Source organism: Roseivirga pacifica (assembly GCF_900111145.1).
Lineage (GTDB): Bacteria > Bacteroidota > Bacteroidia > Cytophagales > Cyclobacteriaceae > Roseivirga > Roseivirga pacifica.
In genome coordinates this window covers 1,378,880-1,396,958 of record NZ_FOIR01000001.1, presented here as the reverse complement: position 1 = coordinate 1,396,958, position 18,079 = coordinate 1,378,880, and the positions used below count along the sequence as shown (strand labels likewise).

The window sequence follows — 18,079 nt, the reverse complement described above, 5'->3', positions numbered from 1 at the left end:
TTGTACTAAATGGTTCAACATTGGCGGCTAGGGGAGCCTACCTAACTTGTTAGACCACCATATATCCCTGCGACAGCATTACCTGCATCAGGTTCAATGGGTATAATCTCAGCCCGAATTTCATCCCGATTACTCGGAAAAGGGCACCCCTTATTTTGTGAGCGCAAATTTATACTGCTCAGCTTTTAGAGCAAAATATTCTTTACAGTAAGTTGTTGATTGTGCTAATGGCTTCTTTCATTCGTTTGGAATGATCTCCCTGCAAAACCACATACGGAACACCAGACTTCTTCAATTCCTTTTCATAAATATCAAATAGTTCCGGTCGTTCGTTTCGGTTCTCCCTTTGGGGATCGTCTTGGTAGGGCACATCAAAAAAAGTAAGGAAATAAAGGTCTACAAACTGCATGTCGAGCTGCTGCAAAATGTAGGGGTCACAACTGCCGTACTTAAATTCGCTCCAAACTTTTATTACGTACAAATCGGTGTCTTGTACCAAAAGCTTGTTCGCATTTTTGCGCCCTTCCTTTTGCTTCTTTAGCTGACCGCTCGCTATTTCCAGCAAATCGCTTTGCGTATACGGCCTACCAATACTGTCCAGGTATTCACGTGCATACTCCTCTACCCAAACTGTTTCGTAATGTGCTGCTAAAGACTTGGCCAAAGTGGTTTTCCCTGTACTCTCTGGCCCTATAATCGAAACTGTTATCATTTACCCATTGACTTTTTCCATGCCAAATACCCTGCTATCGCCATTCCGATGTACAACAGATAGAGCACACCGTAGAAATATAGTCCCTTATAAAAATAGACTCCCGTGGCTATTATGTCTACCGCAAACCAGTAATACCAATTGTCGATCTTCTTACGCGTAGTAAGCCACATACCAGTAACGCTCAAAATAGAGGTTGTGCTATCCCAATAAGGCAATGATGGTGGCTCTACACCTTCGAAAATATTGGGTAAAGCCATTAAGAATTGTGCGAATAAGAAAATACCTAGGGCGGTAAGTCCAAAAGTGATTAGTGCCGGCTTAAGTTTAGAATGCGTTACAGGCACCTCCTCCGCTTTGTTATCCCTACCTTTTATCCAGTAATACCAGCCATAAATATTCAGCACCAAAAAGAATACATGCAGTAAAAGGTCGCCATACAAACGCGCCTCCCAAAACACCACAAAAGAAACGAGCACATAAATAATTCCGAATGGCCAGGTGAGAATATTTTCCTTTATTAGGAATAAAACGGCCAAAATTCCGGTTATTAAACCTATAAGCTCCCACAGGTTAATAGAGGAACTATAACTGACAATTTGCTGCCAGATGTCGTTGAGGTGCATGGCGCCAAATATAGGATTAATTGATATATTTAAAATAAGCAAACCATAAAGATGGACACGTTTAAGGCTATTATTATACTAACTATGTTATTGGTACTTTTTCCGGTGCTTACCAGCGCTCAGGAAAAAACTGTAAACAACGAAACGGAAAGCGTTTCTCCCCATGTAAACAAAATTCTAAATGGCCCGATAAATCGTGAAGGTTTGGAAAAAATGCCTTACAAAACATGGTTTATACCAAACTTCAAAACCTATTTGATTGATGAGAACAGCCTAAAAAACATTAAGAAGAAAAAGCTTAAGAACTTAAAAATACTTGCCTTTATGGGCACCTGGTGCCACGATAGCAACCGAGAAATACCTCGCTTAATGCGCGTTTGCGAATACTTAGAAATTGAAGACCAGCTAGAATTATATGCCGTTGATGTAGACAAGTCGAGCATATACGGAAGAGAAAAAGGCTTCGACATTAAGAAAACGCCAACAATCATTTTCTTACAAAATGGTGAAGAAATTGGTCGTATTCTTGAAGAACCAGAAACCTCTTTCGAACAATATTTAGAAGAACTTTTAAAGTAAAATGCTGGAGAATCAAAAGCACCTGTTCAACTTACCTGAAGACATTACTTACCTAAATTGCAGTTACATGTCGCCCATGCTTAAAAGTGTGGCGCAGGTAGGTACAGCCGCTATTTACGGTAAAGACGACCCGTCCACTACTAAGCCCGAACACTTTTTTGAAAGCACAAATGGACTAAGAAAAGCCTTTGCCCAGCTAATAAACGCCACCTCAGCATCTTGTGCTGTAATTCCCTCTGTTTCTTATGGCCTCGCCAATGTGGCCAAAAACCTAAAAGCAGGCAAAGGAGACAATATTGTAGTAGCCGATGAGCAGTTCCCCAGCAACATATACGCTTGGAAAACGCTAGAAGAAGAAAGAGGCATTACGGTAAAATACATTAAGCCCCCCAAAGAAGCGGAAGGACGAGGGGCTAGATGGAACGCAGCTATTCTTGAGGCAATCGACAGTAATACTAAGCTAATTGCCACAGGCCATGTGCATTGGGCCGATGGCACAAAATTCGATCTGAAAGCTTTTAGAAAAAGGGCAGACGAGGTTGGTGCTATTCTAGTGATTGATGGCACGCAATCGGTAGGTGCCCTACCCTTTGATGTGCAGGAAATAAAACCCGATGCGCTGATTTGTGCAGGCTACAAGTGGCTAATGGGGCCTTATGCCTGCGGAGTAGCTTATTATGGTGAATACTTTGCCAATGGAAGCCCAATTGAAAACAATTGGATGAACCGCCTCCATAGCGAAGACTTTTCTAACCTGGTGAACTATCAAGATGCCTACCAGCCAGGCGCTATGCGCTACGATGTTGGCGAAAGTGCCAATTTTATTCTCACCCCAATGCTTACCCGCGCGATTCAGCAGGTGAATGATTGGGGGCCACAAAATATTCAAGATTATTGTGAGACTTTGGCAGCCCCGTTTATTGAAGAACTGAAAGCGCTAGGCTGCGAAATTGAGGATCCTGAGTATAGAGGAAGACACCTATTCGGAGTTCGGTTGCCAGCTCATATCGCGATGGATGCGCTGCAACAACGCTTTAAAGAAGAACGCATCTTTGTTTCCGTAAGAGGCAACTCCATTCGCATAGCACCCCATTTATACAACAGTGCAGCCGATTTAGCCCATATTCTGGAAACCTTTAAAGTGGCAGAAAAAGCAGTGTAGAAAATTAATTTCACTTCACTGTTTTTTGAATGCTGCAATCTCCGTACTTTTGTCCGGCAAATAAAACCTAGTATTTATTTGCCATGGCGTTAGACACAGAAAAATTCCTTTTCGAAGCACTGACATACGATGATGTCCTTCTGCTTCCTGGTTACTCCGAAGTTTTACCTCGAAATACCAAAACCCAAACCCAACTTACTAAGAACATTACGCTCAACATTCCATTGGTTTCGGCCGCTATGGATACTGTAACTGAGCACAAGTTAGCCATTGCTATGGCGCTTGAAGGTGGTCTTGGTTTCATTCACAAAAACATGACTGTAGAACAGCAAGCCCTTCAGGTAAGAAAGGTGAAGCGTTCGCAAAGCGGAATGATCCTAGACCCAATTACACTGCATGTTGAAAGTTCTGCCCGCGATGCAGAATTGATCATGCGTGAAAATAAGATTGGGGGTATTCCGGTGGTTGATGGCAACAAAAACCTTATTGGTATAGTAACCAACCGCGACATGCGTTTCATTAAAAACATGGACACGCCTGTTACAGAAATCATGACTAAAGAAAACCTTATTACCGGCAAAATGGGCATTAGCCTAGATGATGCCGAGGGTGTTCTTAAAGAGTACAAAATTGAAAAACTCCCTATAGTTGATGAAAATGGTAAACTGACCGGACTTATCACCTATAAGGATATTCTAAAAAACAGAAACCGCCCTAATGCATGTAAAGACGAGTTCGGAAGACTACGTGTTGGTGCTGCTGTTGGTGTTACTCCAGACATTGAAGAGCGTATTGAAGCGCTTAAAAACGCAGGTGTTGACGTGGTGAGTATCGATACTGCTCACGGCCACTCTAAGGGCGTTATCGACACTGCAAAACGCATTAAAAAGCTTTACCCAGAACTAGACGTAATTGTAGGTAATATCGCCACTGCTGAAGCTGCTAAAGCTTTGGTAGAAGCTGGTGCAGATGCCATTAAAGTAGGTGTGGGCCCTGGTAGTATTTGTACTACCCGTGTAATTGCCGGTGTGGGTATGCCACAACTTTCGGCTGTTTACGAATCGGTAAAGGCCATTAAGGGATCGGGCGTACCAGTAATTGCCGATGGTGGTATCCGCTACTCTGGCGATGTTGTAAAAGCCATTGCCGCAGGTGCTAGTACCGTAATGATCGGTTCTTTGCTTGCTGGAACCGAAGAAGCTCCTGGCGAAGTGATTCTTTACGAGGGAAGAAAATTCAAATCTTACCGTGGAATGGGTTCTGTAGAAGCCATGGAAGACGGTTCTAAAGACCGTTACTTCCAAGATGCTGAGGATGACATTAAAAAGCTTGTACCGGAAGGTATTGTAGGCCGCGTGCCTTACAAAGGTTTGGTGCAAGAGGTGCTTTACCAGATCACTGGTGGTTTACAGGCCGGCATGGGCTACTGCGGTGCTGCAACCATAGAAGAAATGCAGCAAGCTAAGTTTGTAAAAATAACCGGTGCTGGTGTGCGCGAAAGCCACCCACACGATGTACACATTACAAGAGAAGCACCTAATTACAGCAGATAATTAGACGAACGTCATAGCAAAATAAAGCCCATGCACTTGCATGGGCTTTTGTTTTCTTAAATATTAATATGACACACCTTACACGACTAATCAAAAAAACCTAAGTCTTATCTAAAGCTAATAATTTCTCTTCTGGGCTTAATTTTTCAAATAATTCGCCCTCCGTGAATTGTGACCTCCAGTCAATAAAAGAGGCTACTTTAGTTGCCATAGAAAACTTTCCACCTACCGCAATGGAATTCTCCTCCATATAATTATAGAACTCAATGCATGATCTAAACAAAATAAAATTGACAATGCTAAACTCTAGGTTAAAATTTTGGAACTCCACCTTTATCTCCTCTAACCTCCTAAGAGGATAACTCCGTCTACTATTAAACCACCTAAAAAACAACTCTTCATTTCGGGTATCTGGATTATCTTCGTGACATGTTCTGCAAAGTAACACCAAGTTTGCTTCACAATTACATCCTCCTAAAGCACTAGGCACTATATGACTCCTCTCTAAGTAACACTCAACATCCCAGACCTTGAATCTATCCTGCTTTGACAACCCTAATTCATGAAAATCATATTTTGATGCTTGCATTCCGCAAGCCCAACAAACAGGTTCACCCCAATCAACATACAGGATGACGTCATGATTAATCATGGACCAATACTGGGCAATAGCAGACTTTTTCGGTACAGATTTCTTCTTAATACATGGAGTACCATCTATATGATCAACCATAGAATAAAAGAATTAATAATCCAATTCAATATAAGGAGTTTTAATCAAGACCTCAATTGGAGTGAGACCTTGAGTTCCTAAGACCGTTCCCAGCGAAGCAGCATTCACAAAAAAGGCCACCTTTTTCAAGGCAGCCTTTATCTATTTTCTGACGTCTAAAATCTAACGTCTCCTTTCTAATTATCCTTGCTGAGCAGTTGCTTCAGCCTTCGCAGAAGCTTTAGCTCTTGCAGATGCTTGCTCTTTATCGGCTGCAGCGCTCAACGTTTTCTTAGTTAAGTCAACTACAGTTGGAGTAGCAATAAAGATTGACGAGTAAGTACCCACCAAAATACCGATCAACAATGCGAAAGAGAAGCCTCTCAATACTTCGCCACCGAAGATGAACAAGATCAATACTACAATTAAAGTAGTCATTGAAGTGATCAAAGTACGGCTAATTGTAGAGTTGATTGACATGTTGAAAGTACCAATCAAATCTTTAGACCCTTTAAGCTGTAAGTTCTCACGAATACGGTCGAACACAACTACGGTATCGTTTATTGAGTAACCAATAACGGTTAGCAATGCAGCAATGAACACTTGGTCAACCTCGAAGCTGATGCCCAACATACCTGCAATTGCAAAGGCAGAAAGTACTATGAATGCATCGTGAACCAACGCCACAATTGCACCAAGCGAGAATTGCCATCTGCGGAAACGAATTAAGATGTAAAGGAAGATCGCCAAAATCGAAAGACCGAATGCTTCGAAAGACGACTTCTTGATATCATCGGCAATGGTTGCACCTACTTTAGAAGAACCTGAGATTGTAAACTGACCTTCTCCCAATTCAACTGTTCCATCAATAAAAGTTTTACCAGTTGCCTGAGTCAAACCGCTTACCAATGCGGTTCTCACTTCAGCATCTGCCTCTTGAGACTCTTGCTCTACTAGGTAAGAAGTTGTAATCTTCAATACATTACTAGCATCGTAAGTTTTTACTTCAACACCATCTTCGCTAAATGCGCCAGATGAAAGTGCTGTCTTAATTTCAGAAGCCACCATTGGCTCATCGAACTGCACAACGTAAGAACGACCACCTTTGAAATCTACACCTAAACGAAGGCCACTTGTTGCCAAGGCAATAGCACCCGCTACAATAATCACAGTAGAAATCATGTAAGCCATTCTACGCTTACCAAGGAAATCGATGTTCAAGCTGCTCAACTTACCTTTAGCCAAAGGAGTTTCGAACGAAAGCTTGCTCTCATTGCCTTTCTTGGTCATCCAAGTAACAATTACTCTGGTAATGAATACAGCAGAGAAGAATGAACAGATAATACCAATCATTAACGTTACGGCAAATCCTTTAACCGGACCTTGACCCAAGAAGTAAAGAATAGCACCTGTTAAGAAGGTAGTTACGTTAGCATCTATAATAGAGCTATAAGCCTTTTTATAACCAGAGTTGATCGCTTGAAGCAACGGAATGCCTTCACGCATTTCCTCTCTAATTCTTTCAAAAATCAGTACGTTCGCATCAATCGACATACCGATTGTAAGTACAATACCAGCAATACCCGGTAGTGTAAGTGCCGCACCAAGGTTAGCCAAAATCCCCAAGATGAAGAAGATGTTGAACACCAACGCAACGTTAGCAACCAAACCACCTTTAGCGTAGTACGCTATCATGAAAAGTACTACAATTACCAAACCAGCAACAATTGAAGTAATACCTTGACGCTGCGCTTCTTTACCCAAAGTAGGGCCTACTACCGCCTCTTCAACAATTCTTGTTGGGGCTGGCAATGAACCCGCCTTTAAAATGTTAGCTAAATCTTCTGCCTCCTCTTGAGTAAAGTTTCCAGAAATTTGCGAACTACCGTTAGGAATCTCTCCATTTACATTAGGAGCAGTATATACGTAGTTATCAAGAACAATTGCAATACTTCTATTAATGTTCTGACCAGTAAGGTTTTTCCATTTTTTTGCACCCACAGCATTCATTTGCATGCTTACGGCCGGTCTTGCTCTTGCGTCAATGCTTTGTCTGGCATCAGTAATTACCTCACCAGTAAGTGGTGCACCACCTCTTGCAACTTTAATTGGGTACAACTGTAAAAGCTCTGTTCCTTCAGCTACTTTAATATCCCATTTGAAGCTTAATGTATTTGGGATCAAACTTGCGATTCTTTCATTCTTCAAAATGCGGTTGATCTTAGCAGTATCGGCCAAGTTGTAATAGAAACCTTGGAAAGGCCCCATTTGCTGAAGGGAGAAGAAGCTTGAAACACCATTGTTCAAGGCAGTGCTATCCGCACCAGTAGTATCTGTTTGAGCTAGTTGTTGCTCCAACGGGTTGTCTGAATCTGTCGCAGCAGCATCCAATTGTGTACCCTTCAAAGATTGAGCTTCTTGCTTTTCAACAGTCAACAACTCACTGTTTATCGCGCTTAGCGTTCCACCAATCTCGTTTGTTTGGTAAACTTCCCAGAACTCTAGCTTAGCAACACCAGAAAGTAGTTTTCTTACACGCTCAGGGTTATCAACACCTGGCAATTCAATCTGGATTCTACCAGTTCCTTGTAGTCTCTGAATATTTGGTTGAGAAGTACCGAAACGGTCAACTCTGGTTCTCAAAATCTGGAATGCTCTATCAATGGCCTGATCAACTTCACTGTTAATCATTTCCATTACTTCAGCATTGCTAGACTCAAAGCTAATACGGTCTCTGTTAGCAGCATTCGCAAAAATTCTGCTCAATTGGCCATTAGGGCTTACTTCATTGTAAGCCTCTTGGAACAACTGAGTGAATGGCGCTTGGCTACCCACCTGACGCTCTCTTGCAAGCTCTAAAGCGCTAAGGAACTCAGGATTTTGGCTGTTAGCCGAAAGTCCTTTGATGATCTCAACAGGAGAAACCTCTAAGGTTACGTGCATACCACCTTGCAAGTCAAGTCCAAGGTTCAGCTCAATTTCCTTAATATCCTTATAGGTGAACTCTGCACCCATAATGTTCAATACCGGCTCCATCCAAATAGAGTCCAGGTAAGCCTGTTTTTTCTGCTGATCGATTACACCAGCTTCGTCTTTCGCGTATTCAATGGCATCGGCCTGAATACCCCTCGAGTAGAAGGTAATTGACAAGTAGTACAGACACAATGCCGTTACCACCAATGTCAGGAAGATAATGGTATTCTTATTTTTCATGGTTTAAATGGTTCTGGCCCAGCAAGCGGGCTAAGTATTTTGGAATAAATAGTTTTGAAATTTGGGTGTGTGTTTGGCAGAAAAGCGCTGATTATGGCGCGTTTGGAGAAATTATCTGCCGAAAAAGGGTCTTAAAATAAGGAGAGTCTTTCGGAAAAACATCGGAATACACCGGCTGATCCGCTTCTACCTTTTGCTCTACTTTGCAAATAAAAACCGGCTCAAATGGCTCGATTTTAATATTAGAAACCGGCAACAACACATCGCTCACCAATTCATAAACAGTCTCCTGATTATCTTGTGGCTCGTCCGCATCGGCTTCTGTTTGCTCTAGTTCAGCACATATCTGACCACAGTGGTAATCGATAAGCTCTTGAGTAACCACAAAAACGGCCACCAAGATGCCTAGTACAAAGAAGACACCCTTCTTAACATTCGATATGTTCTGTCCTAACTGCATAAAGCGGGTCAAATGTACTAAATCAAAGCTGAAAAAGCATAGCTTGTTTTATATTTTGGAATTAATGAATGCTTTTAACACATCTAGCGCCTGCTCAAAGTTGGTATTATTAGGAATTACCAAGTCTGCCGCCTCTTTATAAGGGTAAATATACTTTTGGTAAGAAGGCATAATGTGGTTCTCGTACTTATACAAAACATCGTTCGCATCATAACCACGCTCTTCCCTATCTCTTTTCAGTCTTCTTTTGAGCTTAATATGCTCCTTGGCGTCAATAAAAACCTTCAGATCAATTAGCTCGCGAATTTTCTGGTAGTGGAAGATAAAAATTCCTTCAACCAAAATTACCGGAGCCGCCTTGCGCACAATTAGCTTAGGTTTTTTCTCTGGATTATTAAAGGTATACTCTTCCTTTTCAATGGCTTTACCCGCGCTAAGCGTTTTTAGATCCGCAGCAAAGTGCTCGTAATCAATAGACTCAGGGCGATCGAAGTTGTACTCTCCGTTTTTATCGACCAACTGATGCTCTCGTGGCCTATAGTAATCGTCTTGCGATAGGCAGGTAACATCTCGGCCATCAAATTCTTTGATAATCGAACTCAAAAAGAGCGATTTTCCGGAACCTGTACCCCCGGTTATTCCAATGATATACGGTTTCTCCATTGCTGTATTAGAATTGCAGAACTATAAATAGTTCACTTTGCGAAAAACGTCACAAAAATAAGAAGCTAATTGATTTTCAGAGGTATGAATTAAGAAATTGCGCCAATTTTTCCACTGCACGCTTTCTGTGGCTTATTTCATTCTTTTGTTCGGCAGTCATTTGGGCAAATGTCACGTCTGCTCCTTCAGGAAAGAAAATAGGGTCGTAACCAAAGCCATCCTCACCATATTGCTCCATGGCAATAGTACCCGGTACAACACCCTCGAACTGTAGTTCTTTGGCACCATCAACATAAGTGATTACCGCCCTGAACTGCGCCCCTCTTGAGGTAAAGCCCTCCATTTCATCGAGCACCTTTGCCATATTCTTTTGGGCGTCTCTATCTCCCGCATAGTGGGCAGAATGCACTCCTGGACGACCATTCAGTGCAACTATTTCCAAACCAGAGTCATCAGAAAAAACTGGGATCTGAAGCTTTTCGAAAAGATATGCAGCCTTTTCTTGAGAGTTCTCTTCTAACGTTTCGTGGGTTTCTGGCAACTCACCATCAAAACCAGCCTCTTTCAAAGATACAATTTCAAAGCGATTACCAATTATTTCGCGCACCTCTTCAAGCTTATGGGCATTGTTCGTAGCAAAGCAAATCTTCTTCATGATTGAAAGAAAAAAGTGCCCGAAGGCACAAGTTTTAATTTTGTAAGCGAATGTCTACTACTTCCACATCGAATATCAGTACGCTATTGGGCGGAATTGAACCACTGCCGTTTTGGCCATAGCACAAGCCAGAAGGAGCCCAAAAAGTTGCCTTTGTACCCTTTTTCAAACCTTCAAAAGCAATATCCCAAGCGGGTATTACCTGATCTCCTCTTTGAAGCACAAAAGACAGTGGGCTACCTCCATCTGACGAATCGAACTCTGTTCCATCCAGCAAATAGCCCGTATAGTGCGCAATTACTGAGTCTCCAAATTTGGCGCCTTCTCCGGTGCCTTCCTCTGTAACTACAATTCTAATCTCACTTGGCATTAAAGTATCTGCATCAATACCGTTTTCTGACAAAGACTGCTCAATAAGGGCAATGTCGGTTTGAAGCTGAGCTTCGGCATCAAATATTTCATCTTGCAAACAGCCTGTAATTGCTACAAAGGCCAATGCAACTAACCCAACTACTACTCTTTTCATCTATTTAATATCTACAACTTCAATTTCGAACATTAGCGTACTGTTTGCAGGAATCTGAGGACCTCTTGGTCTAGCTCCATAACCATACTGAGAAGGCACAAACAACTTACCTCTTGCACCTTTGCTAAACTTAGGCACACCTATTTGCCAGCCAGGAATTACTCCAGGTCTACCAATCACAAAGCCGTAAGGCACATAGCCACCTCTTCTTCGAGGGTTATGGATATTGTTCTCCTTTGCAATTTCTTCAAAGCTTGTGTCAATAAGCTCACCAGTTTGCATTACAGTAACGGCATAATTCACAAATACAGAATCGCCTTCCTGAGGGTACTCACCGTTTCCTTCTTCCGAAATTATGTAATAAACTCCCTCCTCAGTGTGCTCGGCTTCTAAATTATTGTTAACGAGGTGCTCGTTGATGTATTTAACCTCTTTTTCCTTCTGGTTCAAGATCATGTTTTCGAGCATAGTCGACTCGTTATTAACCTCCATCACTCGAAGGTTCCAAGTAATCTTTTGTGTAGTATCAGATCCCTCTGGCAACATGCCTCCAGAAAGGCTAGCATACTCCTGCAATGACATTTGAATTTGAACGCTATCTCCTTCACCACACATATTCAAGGCCTCCATTAAATCTGGAGAAATACCTGTTCTTAGCATAAAACCACCCGGGTTGGTCTTATTTGAATCGAAAAGCAAAGAATCTTCTCCTAAATAATGCTTCATTTCTACCAACAGCGCATCTCCTACTTCAGGAGTTTTCCCACCTTTTGCCTCAATAGCTCTGAACTTGTACCCTGATGGCAATTCAGTATAGGCTGGTGTAGAGTCGCACGAATTGAATATTACAAAGGCGATTAAAAGTGCTACAAATGGTTTTAAGAAAGCTACTTTCATATTACTTCTGCTTCTAGTTGTTGTTTATAATCTTTCAATACTTTTTTAAAGAGTACCACCGCCTCATCAAGTGGCATTTCTACACGACCACCGGCAGCATTTCTGTGGCCACCACCGTTAAAGAATTTGGCCGCAATTTCGTTGGCAGGAAACTTACCGATAGATCTAAATGAAATCTTCACTCCTTCAGGACTCTCCTTAAAAAGAGCGCCTAAAGTAATGCCTTCAATTGACAAGGCATAATTCACAAGGCCTTCGGTGTCCCCAGTTTTAGAATGATATTGTTGTAGTTCCTTTTCGCTAATAGCAAAATAGGCCGTTCTATAATCATCAATAATCTCGAGCTTTTGGCTAAGTGCATAGCCCAAGAAGCGCAACCTGTTCAAAGAACTTTTATCGTAAATATTCTTGGCTACTTTACTGTTATCAGCCCCAAGCGAAATCAGCTTGGCTACTACTTCGTGTACATTTTGTGTAGTATTTGGGTGGCGAAACCCACCGGTATCGGTCATGATGCCAGCATACAAGCATTCAGCAATATCCGAATCAATCAGCTCTTCATCGCCTAGCGCCACTATTAATTCATAGCAAAGCTCACAAGTAGCGGCCGCACCGGTATTCCACAGCCTAAAATCGGCAAAATCTTCTGGATCAAGGTGGTGATCAACGTTTACTTTGAATGCCTTGGATTCGCGAACCATTTCGCCTAGTTGATTAATTCGGCTGAGCACCGAAAAATCGAGCGTAATGATAATATCTGCTTGCTCCATTACCTCAGCACATTGCTGAGCCGTCTCCTCACTGTAAACCAGCACATCATTATTGCCTTTCATCCAATGTAAAAAATCGGGATACTCGGATGGCGTGATTACCTGAACGTGATGTCCTTTTTTGATAAGATAGTTGGCCATTCCCAACGAAGAGCCCAAAGCATCGGCATCAGGTTTATGATGCGTAGTAATGGCAATTCGCTTAGGTTCTGAAAGCTGCGCTTTGAATAAATCTAGTTGCTGCATGAAATAGTCACCCCTAGGTGCCTGAATTAATGCGCAAAGGTGTCAAGAAAATGCTTACGAAGCAACGAGTTGCAAGCCAATTATGGTTAACAGCCAAAAGCTAAAAGATTCATATTCAGGCAACACGATATTAAAATTATCTTCTATTTTTGCGACCGCAAATCGGAAGACAAAGATTTTAATATTAATACGACATGGCGACAAACAGAACATTTACAATGATTAAGCCAGACGCAGTAGCGGATGGCAACATCGGAGCGATTTTGAAAATGATTGAGGAAGCTGGCTTCAAAATCATTGCAATGAAGTACACAAAACTTACTGCTGACCTAGCTGGTAAATTCTACGAAGTACACAAAGAAAGACCATTCTACGGTGAATTGGTTGAGTACATGTCTTCAGGACCAATTGTAGCTGCTATTTTGGAAAAAGACAACGCAGTTGCTGATTTCAGAACTTTGATTGGTGCTACCAACCCAGCTGAAGCTGCTGAAGGTACTATCAGAAAACTGTATGCTAAATCAATTGGCGAAAACGCAGTTCACGGATCGGACTCAGACGAGAATGCAGCTATCGAAGGTAGCTTCTACTTCTCTGAAACCGAAAGATTCTAAGGTTTAAATACCGACTATAAACGCTTAAGGCTGCCTTGAAAAAGGTAGCCTTTTTTATTACCGAGACTTTTTCATCCACAAAGGCAATACCACTACGCCTATTAATAAATAGGGGTAATAAGTAATAAATCGCCACACCATGCTTGCGGCAAAACTAAACTGTCCTAGCAGCGCTCCATAAAATGCCGGAAACACAAACTCTGCCGTACCGGCATTGCCTGGCGCAGGCGATACCAAGAGCGTAACCCACATCGTTAACTGCTTGCCCCAAACCTCGATATGTTCTGTAAAACTGAGTGACTGAAACCCCTCAGCCACAAAATTGAAAACGGCATATTTCACCCCCCAGACCACATAGGTAAGCACCAGCAGCTTAAACCAATATCCCATTTTTTGGCCTCTTAATATTTTTGAGGCAAGTAATAACTCATGCCCTTGGGTTAAAATCTGCTCTTTATATTTCGATACCCACTTGAATCTGGTTAACGACACCAAAATTTTGTTGATGAACTTTGGCATAATTACAATTGAGAAAAGCATAAAAGCCGTGTAGCCAACAATCATTAGATAACTGAGCCAAAACAGGTAACTGACTTTAGTATCCGGTTGGTTTGGGAACAGCGGGATTTCAGGAATAATCCCGTCACCCGCCACAAAAAGCGCAATTGGTGTAGCCGTCAAAAAGAAAAGGTTATCGAGCGAAGCAGCCAAAAAAGCATAGGAAAGTGCCTTGCCAAAAGATGCCGTTTGCCTAAACAGAATAAAGACCAACACCGGTGTAACACCCAATAATGGCGGAGCAACCGCAACGGCAAACTCCCATAATAATACCACATAAAAAGCACCTTTCAAGTCAATAGCACCATGGCTCATAAACCTGAACCGCAGCATATTAGAGAAGTCCTTTAACCCCAACATTAGCAAGGCGCCAAGCAGCGCTGCAAAAGAAATAGATGTGATGTACGAAAAACTCTCGGCTGTTATATTTTCATCTTGGTAAACCAACCAAGCAATTAGCCCGACTGCTAAAAAAAGGGGGATTAAGACACTCTGCGGGCGTAAGGTTTTTAGTGCCTTTTGCTGCTCCATGCTACTGACCTACTAGCTGTTCTTCCTCCTCAATCTTTTCAATCCAGAAGTTGTTAAAACCCTCACCCAAGTGCATGGTAATTTTCTTCATTTGTAAAAGATCCAGAATAGAAAGGAAATTAAAAATTACGGCAATCTTATTCGGTTCCATCGCTATTAGCTTTTCGAATGAAAGCTTTGGCGAATCGACCAACTTGGCCATTATAAAATCGCGTTGAACAGAAATAGAGTATGGGTATTGAACCACCTCGTGCGTTGGCTTTTTCTGTTCATATTCATAGCGAGAAAGTACACTTTGGTATACACGAAGCAATTTGTAAAGATCTACATTTTGCAGTTCGGCCTCCACATTATTGCCTTCAGCCAGCTTCTTCAATTCCTTTACAACGTTGCCACGAGCCTCTTTTTGCGAACGTGCATTTTCCATGTTTGCCAACTCTTCCACCACCGATTTATACTTTTTGTATTCCAGCAAGTGGCGCACTAATTCTTCTCTCGGGTCAACCTCATTGCCTTCATCATCGAGCGTTGGGCGTGGCAACAGCATTTTGGCTTTTATGCGCATAAGCGTGGCAGCCACAAGAATAAACTCGCTCGCTACCTCCACATTCATTTGCTCTAAATGATGCATGTAGTCCAAAAAATCCTTTGTGATTTGATGAATGGGGATATCGTGAATATCGAGTTCGTCTCGCTGAATGAAGAACAGCAGCAGATCAAAAGGGCCTTCAAAAAGAGGAAGTTTAATCTCGAAACTCACAGATACAAATGGTTTTCAGTCAAATATATAGAGATTGGACAAAAGGGGCAGGTGGTGCCAAAATAATTTTTAATTTTGTGCGCTATATAAAGTCGAAGCGCAAACATTTGCATAAATAGTTTGTTGCTTAGGCATTAGTTTGAAAACACATGTTAATACAACCTGGACCACTTCTCGCAAAAATCGATTCTCCTGAGGATCTAAAAAAACTCGATCAAACCCAACTGGTACAGGTTTGTGACGAATTGCGCCAATTCATTGTAGATAATGTTTCGGTATATGGTGGTCACTTTGGTGCTTCTTTGGGCGTAGTTGAGCTTACAGTTGCCCTTCATTATGTTTTCAACACTCCAGTAGACCAGCTGATTTGGGACGTGGGCCACCAAGCCTATGGCCACAAAATCCTAACTGGCCGAAGAGATAACTTCCACACCAACAGGCTTTACAACGGGCTTTCAGGTTTCCCAAAAAGGAAAGAAAGTCAATTCGATACTTTTGGTGTTGGCCACTCTTCGACTTCCATTTCTGGTGCACTAGGTATGGCCATTGCCAACCAGTACAAACAAGACGACAGACAACACATTGCAGTGATTGGCGATGGTGCCATGACAGGCGGTTTGGCCTTTGAAGCCATGAACCACGCAGGAGCTACAAACGCGAATTTGCTAATTGTGCTCAACGACAACTGCATGTCAATCGACCCAAATGTTGGTGCGCTAAAAGATTATTTAACAGACGTAACCACATCGCACACTTACAACAAAGTAAAAGACGATGTGTGGAAAATATTAAGCAAGTTTTCGAAGTTCGGAAAGAGTGCGCAAGAGGTAATCTCTAAAGTAGAGCACTCAATGAAAGCTTTGTTATTAAAGCAAAGCAACCTCTTTGAATCTCTAAACTTACGCTATTTCGGACCGGTTGATGGTCATGATGTTCACCACTTAACAAGTGTGATGAACGACCTGAAGAAAATTCCAGGGCCAAAAATTCTTCACTGTGTTACCGTAAAAGGCAAAGGCTACAAACCTGCCGAAGAGGGCAACGCTACTAAGTGGCATGCTCCAGGCAAATTCGACAAGGTAACTGGTGAGGTTTTCAAAAAAGTAAGCGAAAAGCCAGAGCCGCCAAAGTACCAAGATGTATTCGGCCACACTTTGGTTGAACTTGCAGAAAAGAACGAGAAAGTAATGGGCATTACACCTGCTATGCCTTCTGGTTCTTCGATGAATATTATGATGAAGGCCATGCCTGATCGTGCCTTTGATGTAGGTATTGCCGAACAACATGCGGTAACCTTCTCGGCCGGTTTAGCCACCCAGGGCATGGTTCCATTCTGCAACATTTACAGTACATTCATGCAACGTGCCTACGACCAAGTAATTCACGATGTATGTATTCAGGATTTGGCCGTAAACTTCTGCCTCGACCGTGCTGGTTTTGCTGGAGCTGATGGCCCTACCCATCATGGTGCGTACGATATTGCCTATATGCGCTGTATCCCAAACATGGTTATTGCCGCCCCTATGAATGAGGCTGAATTGCGCAATATGATGTACACTGCACAACTTCCTAGAGAAGGCAAAGCATTCACCATTCGTTATCCGAGAGGCCAGGGCGTTATGCCTGAATGGCGTACCGAAATGAAGAAAATGACCATTGGTACGGGTAGAAAAATTTCGGATGGAGAAGATGTGGCCATTCTTACCATTGGTCATATTGGCAACTATGTGTTCGAGGTAAAAGAACAACTTGAGAAAGAAGGACTGAACCCTGCTCATTACGACATGCGTTTTGTAAAACCGCTTGATGAGGAGCTACTGCACGACATTTTTAGAAACTACAACAAGGTAGTTACTGTGGAAGACGGCTGTTTGGTTGGCGGCTTCGGTACTGCAATTTTGGAGTTCATGGCAGAAAATGGCTACGCAGCAAAAATCACACGCCTCGGAATTCCTGATAGGATTGTGGAGCACGGCACACAGCTAGAGCTTCAAGCTGAATGTAATTTCGACCCGAATGGAATTGCTAATGCCGTTCGCGCGTTGCTTGGAGTAAAAGCCAAAGCAACTCATGCCAGCAATTAATTTCACGGTAAGAGGAAGCGGTTTCTCTTTAGTTTTTATTCACGGTTTTTGCGAAGACCACTCCGTATGGAATCATCTTCAGGAAACACTTTCTAAAAGCTACAAGGTTTACTGTATCGATTTACCGGGGTTTGGAGAATCTCCGCTACCCAAGCTCCCATTTAGCTTAGTAGATATTAGTGAACAAGTATTTACTTGGGCACAGACGCAAGACATTAATCAAGCTGCTATAATTGGCCATTCTTTAGGTGGTTATGTTGCGTTGGAAATTGCAAAATCACACCCAGAGTTTGTCAAGTCCCTTGGGCTGATTAACTCTACAGCCTTTGCCGATGATGAAGAAGGAAAAGCTAAAAGAGATAAGGCTTTAGACTTTCTAGAAAAGTTCTCCATGGAGAAATTCATAGCGCCTTTTACACCCTCATTATTCAATTTAAAGCGAAAAGAGGATCACAAAGAAGCAATAGCAAAGGCTACAGCTTTGGCTATGAAAACAACCAAGGAGGCTGCAAAAGCTTATACCCTGGCCATGCGAAATCGCCCCGACAATTTTGAGCTTTGGAAAAACCTAAATTGCCCAACGCTATATATTGGCGGCTTGGTAGACCATCGAATTCCTGTAGAAAAAGCCGAGGCTCATATAGAAGAACGAACAGATGTTGATGGCTACTTAATGCGAGAAGTTGGTCATATGGCCATGTTGGAGGAGCCGACTGAAACCATTCAAATCATCAAAGATTTTCTAAGTAAGCTTTAAA

18 protein-coding genes and 1 riboswitch are annotated in these 18,079 nt (G+C 42.2%); of the genes, 6 read left to right on the top strand and 12 right to left on the bottom strand.

The features are described 5' to 3' along the window. Window positions 1–47 precede the first annotated feature (47 nt). A riboswitch (TPP riboswitch) is annotated at window positions 48–161 on the bottom strand. A 41-nt stretch (window positions 162–202) separates the two neighbouring features. Continuing rightward, entirely contained in the window at window positions 203–712 is a 510-nt protein-coding gene (locus BMW98_RS06205) for an AAA family ATPase (protein WP_090257647.1), read from the bottom strand. Beyond that, window positions 709–1,338: a nicotinamide riboside transporter PnuC gene (gene pnuC, locus BMW98_RS06200; protein ID WP_090257646.1), complete on the bottom strand. Its 630-nt coding sequence runs from the start codon at window positions 1,336–1,338 to the stop codon at window positions 709–711. Before pnuC ends, BMW98_RS06205 begins: the two co-directional genes overlap by 4 nt. 51 nt (window positions 1,339–1,389) lie before the next feature. Between pnuC and BMW98_RS06195 the strand changes: the two genes are divergently transcribed. The 3 genes from BMW98_RS06195 (at window position 1,390) to guaB (ending at window position 4,632) form a co-directional block, all read left to right on the top strand. Beyond that, complete coding sequence (locus BMW98_RS06195) at window positions 1,390–1,917, top strand: thioredoxin family protein (RefSeq protein WP_090257645.1); 528 nt, start codon at window positions 1,390–1,392, stop codon at window positions 1,915–1,917. 1 nt (window position 1,918) lies between these two features. Next, window positions 1,919–3,079, top strand: a complete 1,161-nt coding sequence (locus BMW98_RS06190) for an aminotransferase class V-fold PLP-dependent enzyme (protein WP_090257644.1) — start codon at window positions 1,919–1,921, stop codon at window positions 3,077–3,079. Between the two features lie 83 nt (window positions 3,080–3,162). Beyond that, on the top strand, window positions 3,163–4,632 hold the full coding sequence (gene guaB / locus BMW98_RS06185) for an IMP dehydrogenase (protein ID WP_090257643.1): 1,470 nt from the start codon (window positions 3,163–3,165) through the stop codon (window positions 4,630–4,632). 100 nt (window positions 4,633–4,732) lie between these two features. On the opposite strand, the gene BMW98_RS06180 is transcribed toward guaB, so the two are convergent. From BMW98_RS06180 to BMW98_RS06145, 8 genes are all read right to left on the bottom strand, one after another. Beyond that, window positions 4,733–5,365, bottom strand: a complete 633-nt coding sequence (locus tag BMW98_RS06180) for an HNH endonuclease signature motif containing protein (protein ID WP_090257642.1) — start codon at window positions 5,363–5,365, stop codon at window positions 4,733–4,735. 180 nt (window positions 5,366–5,545) lie between these two features. Further along, window positions 5,546–8,557 carry a protein translocase subunit SecDF gene (gene secDF / locus BMW98_RS06175; RefSeq protein WP_090257641.1) on the bottom strand — a complete coding sequence of 1,004 codons (3,012 nt, stop codon included), beginning with the start codon at window positions 8,555–8,557 and terminating at the stop codon, window positions 5,546–5,548. Window positions 8,558–8,648: 91 nt separating this feature from the next. Beyond that, window positions 8,649–9,017, bottom strand: a complete 369-nt coding sequence (locus BMW98_RS06170; protein ID WP_090257640.1) for a hypothetical protein — start codon at window positions 9,015–9,017, stop codon at window positions 8,649–8,651. Between the two features lie 48 nt (window positions 9,018–9,065). Continuing rightward, the gene (gene udk, locus BMW98_RS06165) at window positions 9,066–9,680 is read right to left on the bottom strand and encodes a uridine kinase (protein WP_090257639.1); all 615 of its coding nucleotides are present in this window, start codon (window positions 9,678–9,680) and stop codon (window positions 9,066–9,068) included. Between the two features lie 76 nt (window positions 9,681–9,756). Continuing rightward, complete coding sequence (rdgB, locus tag BMW98_RS06160) at window positions 9,757–10,335, bottom strand: RdgB/HAM1 family non-canonical purine NTP pyrophosphatase (RefSeq protein ID WP_090257638.1); 579 nt, start codon at window positions 10,333–10,335, stop codon at window positions 9,757–9,759. Between the two features lie 34 nt (window positions 10,336–10,369). After that, window positions 10,370–10,861 carry an FKBP-type peptidyl-prolyl cis-trans isomerase gene (locus BMW98_RS06155; RefSeq protein WP_090257637.1) on the bottom strand — a complete coding sequence of 164 codons (492 nt, stop codon included), beginning with the start codon at window positions 10,859–10,861 and terminating at the stop codon, window positions 10,370–10,372. Continuing rightward, on the bottom strand, window positions 10,862–11,758 hold the full coding sequence (locus tag BMW98_RS06150; RefSeq protein ID WP_090257636.1) for an FKBP-type peptidyl-prolyl cis-trans isomerase: 897 nt from the start codon (window positions 11,756–11,758) through the stop codon (window positions 10,862–10,864). Continuing rightward, complete coding sequence (locus BMW98_RS06145) at window positions 11,755–12,774, bottom strand: DHH family phosphoesterase (protein ID WP_090257635.1); 1,020 nt, start codon at window positions 12,772–12,774, stop codon at window positions 11,755–11,757. Before BMW98_RS06145 ends, BMW98_RS06150 begins: the two co-directional genes overlap by 4 nt. 194 nt (window positions 12,775–12,968) lie before the next feature. On the opposite strand from BMW98_RS06145, the gene BMW98_RS06140 reads away from it, so the two are divergent. Continuing rightward, on the top strand, window positions 12,969–13,388 hold the full coding sequence (locus BMW98_RS06140) for a nucleoside-diphosphate kinase (protein WP_090257634.1): 420 nt from the start codon (window positions 12,969–12,971) through the stop codon (window positions 13,386–13,388). A gap of 57 nt (window positions 13,389–13,445) precedes the next feature. On the opposite strand, the gene BMW98_RS06135 is transcribed toward BMW98_RS06140, so the two are convergent. Together BMW98_RS06135 and BMW98_RS06130 are read right to left on the bottom strand one after the other, a co-directional pair. Further along, a complete protein-coding gene (locus BMW98_RS06135) occupies window positions 13,446–14,477 on the bottom strand; it encodes a lysylphosphatidylglycerol synthase transmembrane domain-containing protein (protein WP_090257633.1) in 1,032 nt (343 codons plus the stop codon). Window position 14,478: 1 nt separating this feature from the next. Further along, window positions 14,479–15,237, bottom strand: coding sequence for a segregation and condensation protein A (locus BMW98_RS06130; protein ID WP_090257632.1), 759 nt, complete (start codon window positions 15,235–15,237; stop codon window positions 14,479–14,481). 149 nt (window positions 15,238–15,386) lie between these two features. Here BMW98_RS06130 and dxs point away from each other — a divergent pair, with 149 nt between their 5' ends. Together dxs and BMW98_RS06120 are read left to right on the top strand one after the other, a co-directional pair. Next, window positions 15,387–17,321, top strand: coding sequence for a 1-deoxy-D-xylulose-5-phosphate synthase (dxs, locus tag BMW98_RS06125; protein ID WP_090257631.1), 1,935 nt, complete (start codon window positions 15,387–15,389; stop codon window positions 17,319–17,321). Then, window positions 17,308–18,078 (top strand): alpha/beta fold hydrolase, encoded by a 771-nt coding sequence (locus tag BMW98_RS06120; protein ID WP_090257630.1) that lies wholly within the window; start codon window positions 17,308–17,310, stop codon window positions 18,076–18,078. Before dxs ends, BMW98_RS06120 begins: the two co-directional genes overlap by 14 nt. Window position 18,079 lies beyond the last annotated feature (1 nt).

Coding starts and splice junctions, on each gene's coding strand:
- BMW98_RS06170 (WP_090257640.1), bottom strand. CDS start 9,017: ATGCAGTTAGGACAGAACATATCGAATGTTAAGAAGGGTGTCTTCTTT.
- BMW98_RS06150 (WP_090257636.1), bottom strand. CDS start 11,758: ATGAAAGTAGCTTTCTTAAAACCATTTGTAGCACTTTTAATCGCCTTT.
- BMW98_RS06205 (WP_090257647.1), bottom strand. CDS start 712: ATGATAACAGTTTCGATTATAGGGCCAGAGAGTACAGGGAAAACCACT.
- guaB (WP_090257643.1), top strand. CDS start 3,163: ATGGCGTTAGACACAGAAAAATTCCTTTTCGAAGCACTGACATACGAT.
- BMW98_RS06140 (WP_090257634.1), top strand. CDS start 12,969: ATGGCGACAAACAGAACATTTACAATGATTAAGCCAGACGCAGTAGCG.
- dxs (WP_090257631.1), top strand. CDS start 15,387: ATGTTAATACAACCTGGACCACTTCTCGCAAAAATCGATTCTCCTGAG.
- BMW98_RS06135 (WP_090257633.1), bottom strand. CDS start 14,477: ATGGAGCAGCAAAAGGCACTAAAAACCTTACGCCCGCAGAGTGTCTTA.
- pnuC (WP_090257646.1), bottom strand. CDS start 1,338: ATGCACCTCAACGACATCTGGCAGCAAATTGTCAGTTATAGTTCCTCT.
- BMW98_RS06145 (WP_090257635.1), bottom strand. CDS start 12,774: ATGCAGCAACTAGATTTATTCAAAGCGCAGCTTTCAGAACCTAAGCGA.
- BMW98_RS06195 (WP_090257645.1), top strand. CDS start 1,390: ATGGACACGTTTAAGGCTATTATTATACTAACTATGTTATTGGTACTT.
- BMW98_RS06155 (WP_090257637.1), bottom strand. CDS start 10,861: ATGAAAAGAGTAGTAGTTGGGTTAGTTGCATTGGCCTTTGTAGCAATT.
- BMW98_RS06190 (WP_090257644.1), top strand. CDS start 1,919: ATGCTGGAGAATCAAAAGCACCTGTTCAACTTACCTGAAGACATTACT.
- BMW98_RS06120 (WP_090257630.1), top strand. CDS start 17,308: ATGCCAGCAATTAATTTCACGGTAAGAGGAAGCGGTTTCTCTTTAGTT.
- BMW98_RS06180 (WP_090257642.1), bottom strand. CDS start 5,365: ATGGTTGATCATATAGATGGTACTCCATGTATTAAGAAGAAATCTGTA.
- secDF (WP_090257641.1), bottom strand. CDS start 8,557: ATGAAAAATAAGAATACCATTATCTTCCTGACATTGGTGGTAACGGCA.
- rdgB (WP_090257638.1), bottom strand. CDS start 10,335: ATGAAGAAGATTTGCTTTGCTACGAACAATGCCCATAAGCTTGAAGAG.
- udk (WP_090257639.1), bottom strand. CDS start 9,680: ATGGAGAAACCGTATATCATTGGAATAACCGGGGGTACAGGTTCCGGA.